Source organism: Prevotella marseillensis (genome assembly GCF_900625065.1).
Classification (GTDB): Bacteria; Bacteroidota; Bacteroidia; order Bacteroidales; family Bacteroidaceae; genus Prevotella; species Prevotella rara.
Genome location: NZ_UYXY01000001.1, coordinates 1,552,929 through 1,569,133, shown reverse-complemented (window position 1 = coordinate 1,569,133; position 16,205 = coordinate 1,552,929). Strand labels below are relative to the sequence as shown.

18 protein-coding genes are annotated in these 16,205 nt (G+C 43.2%); 16 read left to right on the top strand and 2 right to left on the bottom strand.

Translation table 11 applies throughout. The features are described from left to right. Positions 1 to 147: 147 nt before the first annotated feature. The 13 genes from nusB (at position 148) to EJL04_RS06545 (ending at position 10,595) form a co-directional block, all read left to right on the top strand. Entirely contained in the window at positions 148 to 1,089 is a 942-nt protein-coding gene (nusB, locus tag EJL04_RS06605; protein WP_021855562.1) for a transcription antitermination factor NusB, read from the top strand. A gap of 31 nt (positions 1,090 to 1,120) precedes the next feature. Then, positions 1,121 to 1,453, top strand: a complete 333-nt coding sequence (gene yajC / locus EJL04_RS06600) for a preprotein translocase subunit YajC (RefSeq protein ID WP_021855563.1) — start codon at positions 1,121 to 1,123, stop codon at positions 1,451 to 1,453. A gap of 122 nt (positions 1,454 to 1,575) precedes the next feature. Further along, positions 1,576 to 2,436: a CdaR family protein gene (locus EJL04_RS06595; protein WP_338142710.1), complete on the top strand. Its 861-nt coding sequence runs from the start codon at positions 1,576 to 1,578 to the stop codon at positions 2,434 to 2,436. 6 nt (positions 2,437 to 2,442) lie between these two features. Then, positions 2,443 to 3,003 (top strand): dephospho-CoA kinase, encoded by a 561-nt coding sequence (gene coaE / locus EJL04_RS06590; RefSeq protein ID WP_125104448.1) that lies wholly within the window; start codon positions 2,443 to 2,445, stop codon positions 3,001 to 3,003. 46 nt (positions 3,004 to 3,049) lie between these two features. After that, positions 3,050 to 3,484 (top strand): DUF5606 family protein, encoded by a 435-nt coding sequence (locus EJL04_RS06585; RefSeq protein ID WP_053397742.1) that lies wholly within the window; start codon positions 3,050 to 3,052, stop codon positions 3,482 to 3,484. After that, complete coding sequence (nth, locus tag EJL04_RS06580; protein WP_053397743.1) at positions 3,468 to 4,115, top strand: endonuclease III; 648 nt, start codon at positions 3,468 to 3,470, stop codon at positions 4,113 to 4,115. The genes EJL04_RS06585 and nth overlap by 17 nt, the downstream gene beginning before the upstream one ends. A gap of 56 nt (positions 4,116 to 4,171) precedes the next feature. Beyond that, entirely contained in the window at positions 4,172 to 4,870 is a 699-nt protein-coding gene (locus EJL04_RS06575; protein WP_125104447.1) for a DUF2461 domain-containing protein, read from the top strand. Positions 4,871 to 5,223: 353 nt separating this feature from the next. Beyond that, positions 5,224 to 5,508 carry a hypothetical protein gene (locus tag EJL04_RS06570; protein WP_125104446.1) on the top strand — a complete coding sequence of 95 codons (285 nt, stop codon included), beginning with the start codon at positions 5,224 to 5,226 and terminating at the stop codon, positions 5,506 to 5,508. Beyond that, a complete protein-coding gene (locus EJL04_RS06565) occupies positions 5,505 to 5,942 on the top strand; it encodes a LexA family protein (protein WP_021855570.1) in 438 nt (145 codons plus the stop codon). Before EJL04_RS06570 ends, EJL04_RS06565 begins: the two co-directional genes overlap by 4 nt. A 7-nt stretch (positions 5,943 to 5,949) precedes the next feature. Then, positions 5,950 to 7,218 carry a Y-family DNA polymerase gene (locus tag EJL04_RS06560; protein WP_125104445.1) on the top strand — a complete coding sequence of 423 codons (1,269 nt, stop codon included), beginning with the start codon at positions 5,950 to 5,952 and terminating at the stop codon, positions 7,216 to 7,218. Positions 7,219 to 7,486: 268 nt separating this feature from the next. Continuing rightward, positions 7,487 to 8,056 carry a hypothetical protein gene (locus tag EJL04_RS06555; RefSeq protein ID WP_125104444.1) on the top strand — a complete coding sequence of 190 codons (570 nt, stop codon included), beginning with the start codon at positions 7,487 to 7,489 and terminating at the stop codon, positions 8,054 to 8,056. 820 nt (positions 8,057 to 8,876) lie between these two features. Continuing rightward, a complete protein-coding gene (locus EJL04_RS06550; protein WP_125104443.1) occupies positions 8,877 to 9,689 on the top strand; it encodes a TrmH family RNA methyltransferase in 813 nt (270 codons plus the stop codon). Positions 9,690 to 9,833: 144 nt separating this feature from the next. Beyond that, complete coding sequence (locus tag EJL04_RS06545; protein ID WP_125104442.1) at positions 9,834 to 10,595, top strand: arginase family protein; 762 nt, start codon at positions 9,834 to 9,836, stop codon at positions 10,593 to 10,595. A gap of 35 nt (positions 10,596 to 10,630) precedes the next feature. Here the strand turns inward: EJL04_RS06545 and EJL04_RS06540 are convergent, their stop codons facing one another. Beyond that, entirely contained in the window at positions 10,631 to 11,029 is a 399-nt protein-coding gene (locus EJL04_RS06540; RefSeq protein WP_125104441.1) for a BamJ family beta-barrel-assembly machinery protein, read from the bottom strand. A 408-nt stretch (positions 11,030 to 11,437) separates the two neighbouring features. Between EJL04_RS06540 and EJL04_RS06535 the strand changes: the two genes are divergently transcribed. Both EJL04_RS06535 and EJL04_RS06530 read left to right on the top strand, forming a co-directional pair. Beyond that, on the top strand, positions 11,438 to 12,118 hold the full coding sequence (locus EJL04_RS06535) for an NUDIX hydrolase (protein WP_125104440.1): 681 nt from the start codon (positions 11,438 to 11,440) through the stop codon (positions 12,116 to 12,118). 48 nt (positions 12,119 to 12,166) lie between these two features. Then, positions 12,167 to 12,961 carry an ADP-ribosylglycohydrolase family protein gene (locus EJL04_RS06530; protein ID WP_125104439.1) on the top strand — a complete coding sequence of 265 codons (795 nt, stop codon included), beginning with the start codon at positions 12,167 to 12,169 and terminating at the stop codon, positions 12,959 to 12,961. 51 nt (positions 12,962 to 13,012) lie between these two features. Here EJL04_RS06530 and EJL04_RS06525 read toward each other — a convergent pair whose 3' ends face one another. Further along, complete coding sequence (locus tag EJL04_RS06525) at positions 13,013 to 13,801, bottom strand: inositol monophosphatase family protein (protein ID WP_053397751.1); 789 nt, start codon at positions 13,799 to 13,801, stop codon at positions 13,013 to 13,015. Positions 13,802 to 14,541: 740 nt separating this feature from the next. Here EJL04_RS06525 and EJL04_RS06520 point away from each other — a divergent pair. Continuing rightward, complete coding sequence (locus EJL04_RS06520; RefSeq protein ID WP_125104438.1) at positions 14,542 to 15,993, top strand: hypothetical protein; 1,452 nt, start codon at positions 14,542 to 14,544, stop codon at positions 15,991 to 15,993. Positions 15,994 to 16,205: the final 212 nt, after the last annotated feature.

Sequence of the window (16,205 nt, the reverse complement as noted above, 5' to 3'; positions counted from 1 at the left end):
TGAAAAAGCGATGCAAAGTTATTACTTTTTATTCTAATGAGCAAATAATAACAATAAAAACATATAAAAACTATACCGTTTTCTTGCAAATGTTCTTATTTTTACCTACTTTTGCACGTATTAAAATAGAAAATAATCTATAAAATAATGATTAACAGGGAATTAATTAGAATAAAGATAGTCCAGTTAACCTATGCATACTATCAAAACGGCAATCGGAATATAGATGTGGCAGAGAAAGAATTGTTGTTCAGTCTTTCAAAAGCTTATCATCTTTACCATTATTTATTGGCATTGGTTGTTGCCGTGTCAAAAGAGGCACGCAAGCATTATGATGTCGAAGTGGCAAGGGCCAACCGAGAAAATACTGCCATGCCGTCAAGTAAGTTCGTTGATAATAAGTTTGCCATACAGCTGGAGGCAAACCAGCAGCTCTGTGACTTTATCTCAACTCAGAAACAGACATGGGATGATGATATAGAGTTCGTAAGAAAACTATATTCTCAGATCGTTCAGAGCAGAATCTACACAGACTATATGAGCAGTGACGACTCTTCTTATGAGGCAGACCGTGAATTGTGGCGCAAGCTTTATAAGACATTCATTATGGAAAATGAGGAACTTGATGCTCTGCTCGAGGAAAAAAGTCTTTATTGGAATGATGACAAAGAGATTGTTGATACGTTTGTATTGAAGACAATAAAGCGCTTTGATCCTGCAAATGATGATAAGCAGGAACTGCTGCCGGAGTATAAAGACGACGAAGACAAGGACTTCGCACGTAAACTTTTCCGCTCAACGATATTAAATGCAGACAAGTATCAGCATTATATGAGCGAGACTTCACGTAACTGGGACTTCTCACGTCTGGCATATATGGATGTCGTGATTATGCAGATTGCAATAGCCGAGATGCTTACATTTGCCAATATCCCTATTAACGTTACTATTAATGAGTACGTTGATCTGGCAAAGGTTTACAGCACTCCTAAGAGTGCCGGATATATCAACGGTATGCTTGACACAATCGCAAGGCATCTTATAAATACTGGCGTGCTGTTGAAACCTATAAGTGACAATAAAAAATGAATTAATAAATAAAATTAACTGAATTAACGAAATGAACACATTTATGTTTTTGGCTTCTCAGGCTCAGCAGGGAGGAAGTATGAGTTTTCTAATCTTTATGGTGGCTATATTCGCTATCATGTGGTTCTTTATGATACGTCCTCAGCAGAAGAAGCAGAAAGAGATCCGTAAGTTCCAGAATGCTCTTCAGGAAGGTACAAAGGTCGTAACCGGCGGTGGAATTTATGGTGAAGTTAAAAGAATAGACCTTGCAACCAATATTGTTGAAATAGAGATTGCAAAAGGTGTGACAATTCGTGTTGACAAAGGTTATGTATTTGCCGATGCGACATCATCAGAGCTTACAGCTGGTCAAAACAAATAATGAACGATTCAAAATTGTTTCATATATTTAAAGTCATCAGAAGCTTCTTGTTTAGTTCTGTAAACAAGGAGTTTCTGATTTTCTTGTTTTTTTTAATATTAAGCGGTACATTCTGGTTGTTGATGACCTTGAATGAAACCTATGAAAAAGAAATAGAGGTACCGGTCACATTGGTCGATATACCTAAAAATGTTGTTTTAACAAGCGACACAACAACTGACATACGTGTTACGGTTCGTGATAAAGGCTATTATCTGCTTACATATTTGTACAGCAATAAGATACATCCAATAAAAGTCAAGTTCAACAGTTACGCAAAAAACACAGGTACAGGAACCGTAGCTTCTGCTGAATTGCAGAAACTGATATATCAGCAGCTTTTTAATTCTTCCCATATAACGAGCATAAAGCCCGACAAGTATGAGTTCTTTTTCAATTATGGATTAAAGAAGCGGGTGCCCGTTAAGTTAAACGGAAAGATACGTCTTGGTAGAAGCTATTATCTTGCCAAGGTCATGTTCTCTCCGGATTCAATAGACATATATGCAGGGCGTGATGTTCTCGACAGTATTAAATATGTATATACAGAACGCCTTAACATAACAAATTTAACAGATACTGTGATACGTCAGGTGCCGTTGCTTAAGACACGTGGAGTCAAGAGTGTGCCTGATAATGTAAAGATATCATTGTTCCCGGATATTCTGACAGAAGAAAAGGTCGAGGTGCCTATCGTTGCAGTGAATATGCCGGAAGGAAAAATATTGCGCACGTTCCCGTCTCGCGTAACTGTTACGTTTACGGTTGGTGCCAGCATGTTCAGAACCATTCAGCCTGATAAGTTTAAGGTTATTGTTGATTATAACGAACTGATTGACAGTCCGTCGGAAAAATGTAATGTATATCTGCGTTATATTCCTCACGGCGTACGCAATGCAAAGATGGATGTGAATCAGGTTGACTATTTAATAGAGGAGCAGTAGAGTAAAATGGTGAAAGTTGCAGTTACAGGCGGTATAGGAAGCGGAAAAAGTTATATTTGCAGTATGCTTGAGAAGCGTGGCATACGTATTTACAGCTGTGATGATGCTGCAAAGCGGCTTATGGCCACATCCGAAAAGATACATGCCGGACTTACGGCATTAGTGGGCGACAATGCTTATGTCAACGGAGTGCTCAACAAGCCGGCTCTGACATCATTTCTGCTGAAGAGTCCTGAAAATACAGAAAAGATCAACTCTATTGTACATCCTGCCGTGGCAGACGATTTTGTTCATTCTGACTATACATGGATGGAATGTGCTATTTTGTTTTCGAGCGGTTTCGATAGGTTGGTAGACAAGACAATATGCGTCACTGCTCCATTGGAGGTGAGGATAAGGAGAGTGATGGAGCGCGATAACATTTCTCGTCAGAAGGCGTGCGACTGGATAAACCATCAGATGTCTCAGGAGGATATGGCTGCGCTGAGCGACTATGTTATCGTGAACGATGGTCATAGCGACATCGAAAGCCAGATAAACAAGGTGCTCGAGTCGTTGGACAAGTAATGATAATAATGTAATTAATTTAATTATAATTTTTTTGAATATAAAGATGAAACAGACAATTCTTTCTATCTCAGGAAAACCAGGCCTTTATATTTTGGTATCAAGAGGCAAGGCTAATTTAATAGTTGAAAAAGTAGACGAAACACATAAGCGTATGCCGGTGTTTGCAAGTGACTGTGTAACAAGTCTTAACGACATAGCCATGTATACAAATGCCGATGATGTGCCTTTGACAAAGATTCTTGCTGACCTCTATAAAGTAGAGAATGGTGGCGAGGTATCAATAGATTACAGAAAATGTCCTTCAAAGGAACTTCGTGATCACTTTGCAAAGGTTCTTCCGGATTTCGATCAGGACAGAGTTCACGACAGCGACATCAAGAAGCTGTATCAATGGTACAACATATTGGTTAAGAACGGAATAACTGATTTTGAGAACAATACCGAGGCTTCAGCTGAAGAGAATGAACAAGAAGGATAGGTATCAGTACATAATTGATTATTTCAAAGAAGAAATGCCGAAAGTCACTACCGAATTAGAATTCGGTAGTGTTTTTCAATTATTGGTTGCCGTTGTTCTCAGTGCCCAATGTACCGACAAGCGCGTCAACTCTATCACGCCGCAGCTGTTTGACCGTTATCCTGATGCTAAGTCTATGGCCGAGGCGGAGGCGGATGAGGTTTACGAGTATATAAAGAGCGTGTCGTATCCTAACGCCAAGTCGCAGCATCTTGTCAGCATGGCACGTATGCTGATATCTGACTTCAACGGCGAAGTGCCCGACACAATGGATAAGTTGATAAAACTGCCGGGAGTGGGGCGCAAGACGGCCAATGTCATTCAGGCCGTAGCTTTCGGGCGTTCGGTCATTGCCGTTGACACGCATGTGTTCCGTGTGAGCCACAGGCTCGGACTTGTAACACGTAAGGCCAACACGCCGCTTAAAGTTGAGAGTGAACTTATGGCTAACATCCCGGCAGAATATGCAACAGATGCACATCATTGGCTGTTGTTGCACGGCCGGTACGTATGTACGAGCCGTAAGCCTCATTGTGAGAAGTGTCCTTTTGATCACTTCTGTCCTAAAATAATGGACGGCTCAAAGTTGTAGAACCGGTATTCTTTTTTATTGAATTTTGTAGTCTTATTTAATGGTCTGTAGGTATTATGCAAACAAAAATAATATTCGATTTTCTTGAAAATATAAGAAAAAATAACAACAGGGAATGGTTTAACAGCCATAAGGACGAATATCTTTCAGCCAAGGCTGTGTTTGAAAAATGTATAGAAGAGGCAATAGCAAGGATTACAGAGTTCGACCCTTCGGTAAAACATCTTACAATAAAGGATGTAACTTACCGTTTCTATCGCGACACACGTTTTTCGCAGGATAAGTCTCCGTACAAGACTCATCTTGGGGCATATATTGCAGCCCATGGCAAGAAGGCGCTTCATGGAGGTTATTACATCCATTTTGAGCCGGGACACTGTCTGTTGTCATGTGGCAGCTATTGGCTTCCTACCAATATCCTTACTTCCTGCAGAAACGAGATAATGGCTAACATAGATACATGGAGAGGCATTGTTGAGAGCAAGAAGTTTGTAGAACTCTTTGGCCGTCCGGGCGAAGGAACATGGGATTCACCTAAGGGGTTTGGATTGGAAAGTCTGAAGACTGCTCCGTCTGGATTTCCGCGCGATTATGAGTTTATCCAGTATCTGCGAATGAAAGATTACTGCTGCTGGACAGCTGTGCCCGACATATTCTTTTCAAAGAGCACATGGCTCGACGAGATGTCAGACATCCTGGCTGTCGGTAAGCCAATGATGGACTTTGTCAATTCGGTTATAGATGATTATGAATAACCGCTAATCAGATATTATGGCTACTGTTAGAGCTATGTGCGATACGCCCCGCATGCCAATGTATTGTGCTGAGTGAATATTGCACGGCAAGTTTTTATATTGAGCTCCGGCAGTGATATTGCAAAAGACATTCTTTTGCATCCCGAAAGACGGCATATTGGATTGTAAAAGACGGCTTTTTGAACGCTAAAACAAGGCCTTTTGCAGCATGCTTCATAATAAGCTGTAAAATAGATATTTACAGGTGATACATGATACCGTTGTCAGATAAGCTATTTTCTTTGACATATTGCCGTTTGGCATATTTCTGTGGCAGTTACGTCTATTATGCATTAATTTAATTAAAAACGCTAATGAAGGACCAGTTAAGGTTACTGAGAGATTGTATAACCAACTATATACCGGCTGTTGTGTTTCAGGGTGACGACAGCTGTGCTCCCGAAATATTGGAGGCGGCTATGGACATTTACCGTAAGCATGGCTGCTCTGAAGAATTCTTGTACGATTGGCAACAGCTTATTAACGAGGTTAAGGCGTATCAGACTGAATGTCCCGACAGGGTGAAGTTGCCTAAACTCTCGGCTATGGAGAAGGAACTTGTAAGAGAGGATATGATTAAAAACGCACTCAGAAGATGACCCTTATACTATATTCGGCAGATCTTAGCAGTGAGTTAAGCCTTACTTATGCAGACGGAGGCATACGTGCAGGTTTTCCTTCACCGGCACAAGATTATTTGTCTGACAGCATTGACCTTAACCGTGAACTTGTGCGTCATCCGGCCACAACGTTTTACGCTCGTGCTGTCGGCGACTCAATGAAGGGATGTGGCATTGACGATGGCGATTTGCTCGTTATAGACAAGTCTATCGACCCGCATGACGGCGATATTGTCGTGGCATTTATCGACGGCGAGTTTACACTGAAGAAAGTAAGGATAGATCCAGATGGCAGTTGTCTTTGGCTAATTCCTGCCAATGACGATTATCCTCCGATAAAGGTAACAGAGGAGAACAATTTTATCGTGTGGGGCGTTCTTACCTATAATATAAAACGGCAGCTAAGAAGATAGTTATACAATGTTTGCCTTGGTTGACTGCAATAATTTTTACTGTTCGTGTGAGCGTGTGTTCAATCCGGCCTTGCGAACGTCGCCTGTCGTAGTGCTTTCAAATAACGACGGATGCATCATAGCGCGCAGCAATGAGGCAAAGGCCATGGGCATTGCCATGGGCACTCCGTTCTATCAGGTTAAAGATATGCTCGAGAGAAACAAGGTGGCCGTGTTCAGTTCAAATTACACCCTTTATGGCGACATGAGCAGGCGCGTAATGATGCTTCTTTCCGAGTTCGCTCCCGATGTCAGTCAATATTCAATTGATGAGGCTTTTGTTGACCTTTCTGGTTTTGGCAGCGGCGATATGCTGCGCGAATATGGAATGAAGATTGTGCGTGCCATAGGCAAGGGTACGGGTATACCGGTAACCATGGGCATTGCTCCTACCAGGACTTTGGCTAAGGTGGCTTCTAAGTATGGCAAACGTTTCAAGGGCTATCACGGCGTATGCCTTATCGATACAGCTGACAAACGTATAAAAGCTCTGCAGGGACTTGATGTGGCTGATGTGTGGGGCATTGGACGGCGCAGCGTGTCTAAGCTCAACTATTATGGAGTACACACCGCCTACGACCTGGTGCAGCGCAGTGAGAGTTGGGTGCGCAAAATGCTTACCATATCAGGAGTAAGAACCTGGCGCGAACTTCATGGCGAAAGTTGCATAGATATAGAAGAGTTGCCGCAGAAAAAGAGCATATGCACGAGCCGAAGTTTTGCCGATGAAGGCTTGTCTGAACTCAGTCATTTAGAGGAGGCCGTGGCAAACTTTGCTTCGGCATGTTCTCGCAAGCTTAAGCAACAGCACAGCTGTTGTGGTGCCGTTACAGTGTTTGCCTATACATGCCGTTTCCGTACAGATGTGCCTCGCCGTGCAATAAACCATACGTCAGTGATGACAGTTCCCACAAATGATTTGCGTGAACTCGTGTCAACGGCAGTAGATGCCTTGCGCTCTCAGTGGCCGGCTGATACATGCCGCTTTAAGAAGGCTGGTGTAATAGTGTGGGACATTTGTCCTGACACGGCAGTTCAGACTTATCTTTTTGATAAGGTTGACCGTGCAAAGCAGGCCCGACTTGCTGCCGCAATAGATTGTATAAACCGCAAAAACGGCTATGGCATGGTTAAGATTGCCGTGCAGGGCACAGGCAACAATTGGCATCTCAAGCACGAACATGCCTCACAAAGATATACGACAGACTTGAATGAGATAATAAAGGTGAAGGCATAAATCCTGATTATTTCATATTTTTTAGGCATTTGCATGCATATTTTGCCTTTTTATTATTTGCTTTCGTAATTTTCCATTATTAGTCATTTCCTGTATTCCGGCATATGTAGCGGACTGATTTTATGATAGATTATTAAAAATTTTTTTCGGGTTAAGATTTCTATTCGTTTTGGTATATATAATCTTCCTGTTTGTTGATTATGTTTTTATTTGAATTACGCATTTTGTAATTTTGCCGCAGAAATGTTTCATAAACAAATTAAATGATATGAAAAAGTTAACTTTTATAGCTGCTTTTGCAATGTCGCTTTTCTGTGTCTTGGGCTCACCGGGTGTTTATGCACAAGAGCAACAGGGCCGTAAACCGGCAATGAGAAAAGTTGTTGACCCAGAAACTTCGGTGCGTGAGCTTACAGACAGGATGAAAGAGGAACTGAAACTTACAGAAAAGCAATATAAAAAGGTTTACAAGCTCAACCTGAAAGAAGCTGAGGCCATGGCCGATGAAAATAAACCAGAAATGCCTGATGGCATGGTAGGCCCTGGGGAAGGTCGCGGCGGAATGCATCCGGGAATGAGACCTGATGGTATGCGCATGGGGCCCGGTAGAGGAATGAGGCCTAGACCAGGTGATGGAACGGATAATGCAGATTTCAGCGAGAAGGCTGAACAGATGAAAAAGCGTGAAGAGAAGATGGACAAGAAGATGAAAAAGATTCTTGATGACGGACAATATGCAAAATGGCAGGATATGATGAAAGAAAGGAGAGAACGGCAAAAACGCGAACTTGACCTTCAGCGGCAGCGTAGGGAATTGGGCCTCCCAGAAAAAGCCTGACTTTATTGCTGCTTGATTATGCTTTCGGCTTTATGTTCAAATTATAGCTTTATTATGACTTTTGTGCGGAGTGCTGATGAAGTCTTGCAGATGTCTTTTCATAGACAATTTGCTTGATGAGATTTACCCCCAACTGGTTATTGGCTTTCTGCTGTATTGTCATTTTATATTGAGTTGATTGCCGTATAACTTTCACTGGCGTGCGGTTTATGAACTCCGACGATAGAAAATACAAATACGGCTGAAAGTATGAATATACCAATTGTATTAAACAATACATAGCCTGATTACTGATTTGGGTTAAAGTAATTTGTTGATATGGAAACTTAATGCCGATTACGGATTTGTTGGTAGTTGATGTCATACAATTGCTACATTTATATTGGCGTTGTAATTTGATTTTCCTTTTATTTTGGCACGTGAGTGTCGTGTTGGTTTCTTTTTTATTGGCACGTGAGTGTCTTTTAGATTTAGCGATTGCCCTGCCGTGCCATTATGGTGCGGCAGGTTTTCTTTATGCTATTCCCGGTTGGTCATAGATGTTTTTGGCTGTTTTGTTGTTCATTTTTCATTTTAATGTAGGTTTGTCTTGTGGCTGTTCTTTATATGCCATTATCATGCGGGAGAATATTGTGCATCCATATAATTGTGGCATTAATCTAATGTCTTGATATGCCGCAAACTTCCGTTAACTTCTTATAAGTTCTATAAAAACAGCATCTGCCTATAGTCTTTTGTGCATGAATATTTATGGAGTGTGGCAAATAAATGCTACTTTTGTATCGTCATAATACAAACGTAAAAAGATTATCATTGCTGCATGCCTGTAATAGAGATAACATCATTAAGTCATCCCGGAGTAGAAATATTCGGTAAACTTACCGAAGCACAGCTCCGTAACCGTGTAGAGCCGGGAAAAGGTCTGTTTATTGTTGAGAGTCCTAAGGTTATACGTGTGGCTCTCGATGCCGGATATGAGCCTTTGGCGCTTATGTGCGAGCGTAAGCATATCACAGGCGATGCTGCCGATATAGTGGAGCGTATAGGTGATGTGCCGATATACACCGGTGAGCGTGATGTCTTGTCTGGACTTACCGGGTATACACTTACGCGTGGCGTGCTGTGTGCCATGCGTCGTCCTGTCATGCCTTCTGTCAGTGATGTTTGCCGTGATGCAAGCCGGGTTGTAGTCATTCATGGTGTTGTCGACACAACCAACATTGGTGCTATATTTCGTTCCGCTGCAGCCTTGGGCATTGATGCCGTGCTGATAACGCCCGATTCGTGCGATCCTCTTAACCGTCGTGCTGTCAGGGTGTCTATGGGTTCGGTTTTTCTTGTTCCGTGGACATGGTGCGACGATCCGTTTGGCGAGTTGTCACGCCTTGGCTTCCGCACGGCGGCAATGGCTCTTACCGACCGTTCTGTGCCTCTTGATTATAAACCGCTGAAAGACGAGCCGCGTCTTGCGCTCATTATGGGTACCGAGGGCGACGGACTTCCTGCTGAAGCTATCTGTAAGGCCGACTATGTGGTGCGCATCCCTATGTCACATCAGGTCGACTCTCTTAATGTGGCTGCTGCGGCAGCCGTAGCTTTTTGGGAACTTAGACCGCAGCGTCAGCAAGGCTGATTTTTCATGCCTGACTTTTGACTCTTCTGCTCGCTCTTGCTCTGTGCGGCAGTTTTTAGGATTAATGCCGGAAGTGTTGCGGTCGAGTAGCTTGTGGCTTTGCAGGCGCAATACAGCAAATAAACATAAAAAACTAACTGTAAGATGAAACCTGAAATTGTGGTGATGAACTTCACTCATGTATATGAGCAGGAGCGTTTTCTGTCAAACAGTCATTTCCGCTGGATTGACTGTACCGACCTTAATGGCACCGACTGTTACTGTGATGCTGAAGCAGCCGATGCGCTCAGACGTAGGATGAAGCCTTACAGTCCACACGGACTGCATTTTATCGATTCTGGCAATTATCATTACGTCAGCAAGTTTTGGACCGATAAAATAATCGAACCGTTCTCAATGGTAGTATTCGACCATCATCCCGACATGCAGCCGTCTTTATTCGATGAGATGCTTTCGTGTGGCTCTTGGGTTAAGACCATGCTCGACACTAATAAGTTCTTGCGCAAGGTGCTTATCGTTGGGGCAGCCGACAGACTTATCCTGGCTGTTCCTGATGAGTATCGCGACCGGGTAAAGTTTTATGGTGAGTCTTCTTTAGAGCATGCTGAGGCATGGAGAAAGTTCTCAGCTGAACATGTCGACGAGCCTGTGTATATTTCAGTAGACAAGGATGTGCTTAATACTGACTCTGCCGTTACCAACTGGGATCAGGGCTCTTTGTCGCTTGCATCACTTGAGAGTTTGCTTTCAATAATACTTCGAAACGAGAACGTCATAGGTATAGATGTATGTGGAGAATGTCCCCCTTCGCTCGACCTGTTTGACGAACAGCGCAGCATTAGTATTGACGGCAAGGCCAATCACGAACTTTTGTCTCTTTATTGCAGACTTGCTTCTGCCCGTTGATGGCCCTGCTGTCTGTCTTTATCTTTGCGTTGACTTTATGCAATGCCGAGCAGTTCTATCTCAAATATCAATGTTGAGCCGCCCGGTATTCCCGGTTGTGAGAATTTTCCGTAACCCAGTTCTGCCGGTATATAAATTTCCCATTTGTCGCCTACGCACATGTATTGCATGGCAATAATCCATCCTTCAATGAGGTCACTCAGTCTGAAAGCCACAGGAGTTCCGCCAACACTTGAGTCGAATGTTTTGCCGTCAATGGTGCGTCCTGTATAGTGTGCCGTTACAATGCTTCGTGGAGTAGGGTGTACGCCGTTGTCGTTTCCAGCCGAAAGCACTTTGTAATAAACGCCTTTCGGCAGAGCCATTACGCCGTCTTCGCCGGCTTTTGCCTCAAGCCATTCGCGGTTAGCCTTGATATATTCTTTCTTTCCCATTCTGTTTTTCTTTGTTTATATAATTTTTTCCGGCTGTAAATATAGCTGTTTTTTTGATTATTCTGTGCCTTTTATATTGCAAACATTTGTCTGCTGCTCATGTTTTGGGCAGACTGGACATTTCGTGCCTGATATATATAGGATTCGGCTCGGCATTGCAGATTCAAAAAAATGTTTTTTTTGTTTTGCATTGCTCCCGCCTTTCGCTATATATTTCATAATATAGGATTCGGCTCGGCAATACAAATTCAAAAAACTTTTTTTTGTTTTGTATTGCTCTCGCCTTTCACTATATTTTCATAATATAGGATTCGGCTCGGCATTGCAGATTCAAAAAAATGTTTTTTTTGTTTTGCATTGCTCTCGCCTTTCACTATATTTGCAACAGAATCAATACACAAAGACAATATGGGAAATAAGGTTTATACATATAAGCATCCTCACCCGTCAGTTACGGTTGACTGTGTCATTTTCGGATTTGATGGCTCCAGTCTCCAGGTGTTGCTCATCGAGCGTGGTGCTGAGCCGTTTAAAGGCTGTTGGGCATTTCCCGGCGGATTTCTCAATATGGATGAGTCGGCAGACGAGGGTGCCATGCGCGAACTTGAAGAAGAAACAGGACTGACCGGGGCTTATATGGAGCAGTTTCATACATATAGTGCCCCTGACCGCGATCCGCGTGAGCGTGTAATAACAATAGCACATTATGCTCTTGTACGCACAAGTGAGGTGCGTCCCGGCGACGATGCTTCAAGGGCGCGGTGGTTTTCGCTCAACGAGGTGCCGCCTTTGGCCTTCGATCATGCACGTATATTGAAAGATGCCCTTACACGTTTGCGTGAGCGCATCCATTTTCATCCCGTAGCCTTCGGCCTTCTGCCAAAAGAGTTTACCATGAAGGAGTTGCGCACCCTTTATGAAGCAGTATTTTGTGTTAGCTTTGATCATCGGAGCTTTGGTGGCAGAATGTTGCGTACAGGCCTTCTTGTTAAGGTTGCGCCTGCATCAGGTCATAAAAGTTCAGTCTATCGCTTTGACGCTGAAAAGTATGAGGAACTCAGGCGTAACGGCATATTTCCGGAGTTTTAGCTGCCGGCAGAGTTTTGCTTGTTATTATCAGATAATAGTTGTTTCGATATGAAGAATTTATTGTTGAGTGCAGCCATTGGCGACATTGCCGGCAGTGCTTATGAGAGCAGATATAATAGTACGAAGAATTATGATGCCGTTGAGATGTTTGCTTCTCACGCACGTTTTACCGACGACACAGTATGTACTTTTGCTTGTGCCGAAGCCTTGTTGAACAATCTCGACATGGCCGATAATCTGTGGAAGCGTACCAACGGGCATCCGCATGCAGGCTACGGCTACAGGTTCAGGCTTTGGATGGCTTCATCTGTCCATAATCCTTATGGCAGTTATGGCAACGGCAGCGCTATGAGATGCAGTGCTGCCGGATGGCTTGCCGGAACAGAAGAAGAGTGTGTCGATATGGCACGTCTTACGGCTATGCCCACTCACAATCATCCAGAAGGTATAAAGGGGGCTATGGCAACGGCACTGGCTGTGTATCATCTCAAGTTGGGCCGCGACAAGGCGTATGTCAGGTCTTGTGTTCTCGAACATTTCTATCCAGACTGGGCATTAAAAGGTTATGCCGATATTCATGATGACTACGTAAACGACACCACCTGTCAGGGCACGGTGCCGGCAGCTCTTATTTGTTTTCTTGAGTCGAAAGATTATGTCGACTGCATCAAGCTTGCCATTTCTCTCGGCGGCGATGCCGACACTCTTGCAGCCATTGCCGGGCCTATGGCTTATGCCTTCTACAGGTCTATGCCTGACAACTTGCAGGATGAGGCTTTGGCTATGCTTCCTGAATGGATGCGCCGGGTCAACAGCGATTTCGACGCGGCTGTCTCTTTATAGCCGCGTCTTGTCCGTGCCGCTCAGGTCTTTATGCCTTCGCGTGCGTGCCTGTCAGTTTGTGCTTCTGGTCTTTTCTGCCACGATGTCTGCCATCTGTTTATGGTTGGCTGCGTTGTTGGCTGCTATGACACCGCCCTTTTGCGTCAGTTTTACAGGCGATCCGTCTGTGGCTGTTATTGTGCCTCCGGCTTCAGTCACAATTAGTGAGGCTGCAGCATAGTCCCATGGGCTGAGCAGATATTCAAAGTAGAGTTCGCAGCGACCCATTGCCAGATAGCACAGTTCCGGGGCGCAAGCGCCGAAGCGCCTTATGTCGTTGCAGCGGCCGAAGGCTTCAACTATAATGTCAGAGCACATCTGTGCATACTCTTTGTGGTATACAGGCAGGGCTGTGCATAGCAGCGAGTTCTCAAACGGGCGGTCTGACACGTGTATCTGTCGTCCGTTCAGAAAAGCACCTTTGCCTTGCTCGGCATAAAACATTTCTCCTGTCATCGGTATATACACCACGCCCATAGCCATGTCTTCATTGTGCTTCAGGCCTACGCATATTGCGCATTGCGCTATGCCGCGGCTATAGTTTGCCGTGCCGTCAATTGGGTCTATTATCCATGTGTATTCGTGCGATGTGTCCCACATGTCTTCTTCTTCACACAGAAATCCGCTGTCAGGCATCAGTTCTTTCAGTCTGCCGCACAGGAAGTCCTGCACAGCCACATCTGATGATGTCACGATGTTGGCAAATCCTTCTTTTTCTGATATTTCGAAGGCATCGGTCTGCATCAGTCCCGCAGCCTCCTTAACTATGTCTATAATTTGCTGTAACGATGGAGTGTTCATATTCTGTTCTGTTAATATGTTGTTGATTCCGGCTTAAGCCGTTCAACTTGCAAAATTATTAAATTTACGCTCATTTGTCGTCATATTTTCATATTTTATACTTTTTTCTTGTTTGATTATAATGACCTGTTGTTGTTTCTTTTTTCTTGCTCTGATGTATAGGCTTTTCTGTTACTTTATTCTTTTGTTTTAGACCTTATGATTACTGTCATAACAGGGTCATGGGCAAAAGTATAAAAGCCAATGTTATTTTCTTTAATTACTTTTAACTCCTAATAGGTTATTTGCATTCGGTCTGTATTTTTGCTTTATATAGAGCGGCTTTTTTGTTGGATTTTTTGCAGGCATAGCGGGCCATGTCAAGAAAAAGCGAACAAAAAGACGCTAACAGAAACAAAAGGCGGGCTGAAAGCATGAATACATAAAATTGATAAAGTTATATGCGGTCTGATAACCGATTGGGGGTAAATCTTGCGAAATAGTTTCTCATAATCCTATATAGTGTTCTAATATTTGCATCTCATCTTCCGTTTAGGTAGGCAGAAAATATCTTTACATTAACCCTTTCAGCTGATATCTGAAAGTGAAAAGTTTTAATATTAATAAATTAAAATATATGTCTATATGGCTTAATTTATAAAGCGAAATGATATTTAATTGTAATAATTCATTGCGGTTTGTTTTATTTTGTCTATATTTGACAAATATAATCATATAAATTCTTATAAAATAATTTAACTATGAAAAAAACTTTACTTTTATTTTGCTTAGGACTGTCTATGCAGAGTCTGACAGCTTCAGCGTCTTATTCGTTCGACAAAAGTGTCAATCATGTATCTGCTGTTGCCGACGGGACACAATGGACAGATTTCGCTGCTTCAAGTTTTGAAGGTGGCGAGGGTACGGCAGAATCGCCTTATCTGATAAAAACTCCGGAGCAGCTTGCTAAACTGGCTAAAGATGTTTACGACGGTACCTCTGTATACGAAAATACATATTTCAAACTGGTTGCTGATATAGATTTGGCAGGTCACGACTGGTTCCCTATCGGATACAACTGTTCTGTTGGTGAGGAAAATGTAATAGTTGCTTTCAGCGGAAAAGTAGACGGCGACGGCCATAAAATTACTAATCTGACCATTCCTGGTTTGACTGACTATAAGTCAATGGGTATGTTTGGATGCACTGATCCGGGCTTTGAGTTGAGAAACCTGACAATTGAGAGCGGTTCGATTACGGGCGATATGGTTGTTGGTCCGTTTGTAGGCTCAAACAGCGGTATCATTGAGAATTGTGTCAACAAGGTTGACATATCATGTGTTTACTATTATGCCGGCGGTATCGTTGGTTCTAATTACAGAGAAGGCGTCATCAGACAGTGCGTTAATTATGGAGATATTACAGCCGGAAGCGAAGGCGGAAACGGTATGTCAGCAGGAGGTGTTGCCGGTACATGCTACAGCCTGATTGAAGAGTGTGCAAACTTCGGTGATGTTAAAGCTATGACAAATGGTGCAGGCGGCGTTATCGGACTGCTTGAGGGTGGCGTTATACGCAACTGTATTAATACCGGTAAAGTGAGTGGTCCGGAGCGTCTCGGCGGTATCATTGGTGATGCCTTAGGCCGTGGAGATAACTGTGAATTATACAACTGCTATAATGTCGGTGCAATAGATGGCAACTCTACTTTAGGCGGTATCATTGGTCTTGCCATGTTCCTGAATTTCAACACGCTTAAGATGCACGACATGTATTTCAGCTCTGATGTGTTTGCCGGTTCTTCATGCGGTGAAGTTACCGATATCTTTGGTGCCTTCGAAATAACAAATGCTCCTGTCATGACTTCAGAGCAGATGAAGGCTGAAGATTTTGTTACTACGCTCAACAACGGTAGCGGCAGCGAAGATAAGGTATGGGCAGCTGATACAAAGAACATAAACAACGGCTTCCCGATTTTGAGCTTCATGGAGTCTATCGGCACCGGAATTGCAAGCCAGACGTTTAATGACAATATCAATGTCTATGCAGCTGACAACAGAATTGTTGTTGAGGGTGCAGACGGAGAGATGATGCAGGTATACACCGTTGGCGGACAGATGGTTTATAGCGGCAAGGCATCTGACATAAGCTCAGAGCCGGGTCTGTTTATTGTTCGCATCAACAATAATTCATATAAAGTGCTTGTTAAATAAAGCGCAGTGATAATATTGTAAACCAAGTATGCGGCCGGATGGCCGGTTTAGGATTAAACATATAGCAGCAGAACACGGAATCAATAAAAACTGTTCCGTGTTCTGTTTTTTTGTTAGGTCGTTTATTAATCTGACATCCGATTTATGATGTCTAAAAGATTAAGGTTCAACCATCTTTCGTCATTGCTTTCGCTAAACGTCATAGTCAACAC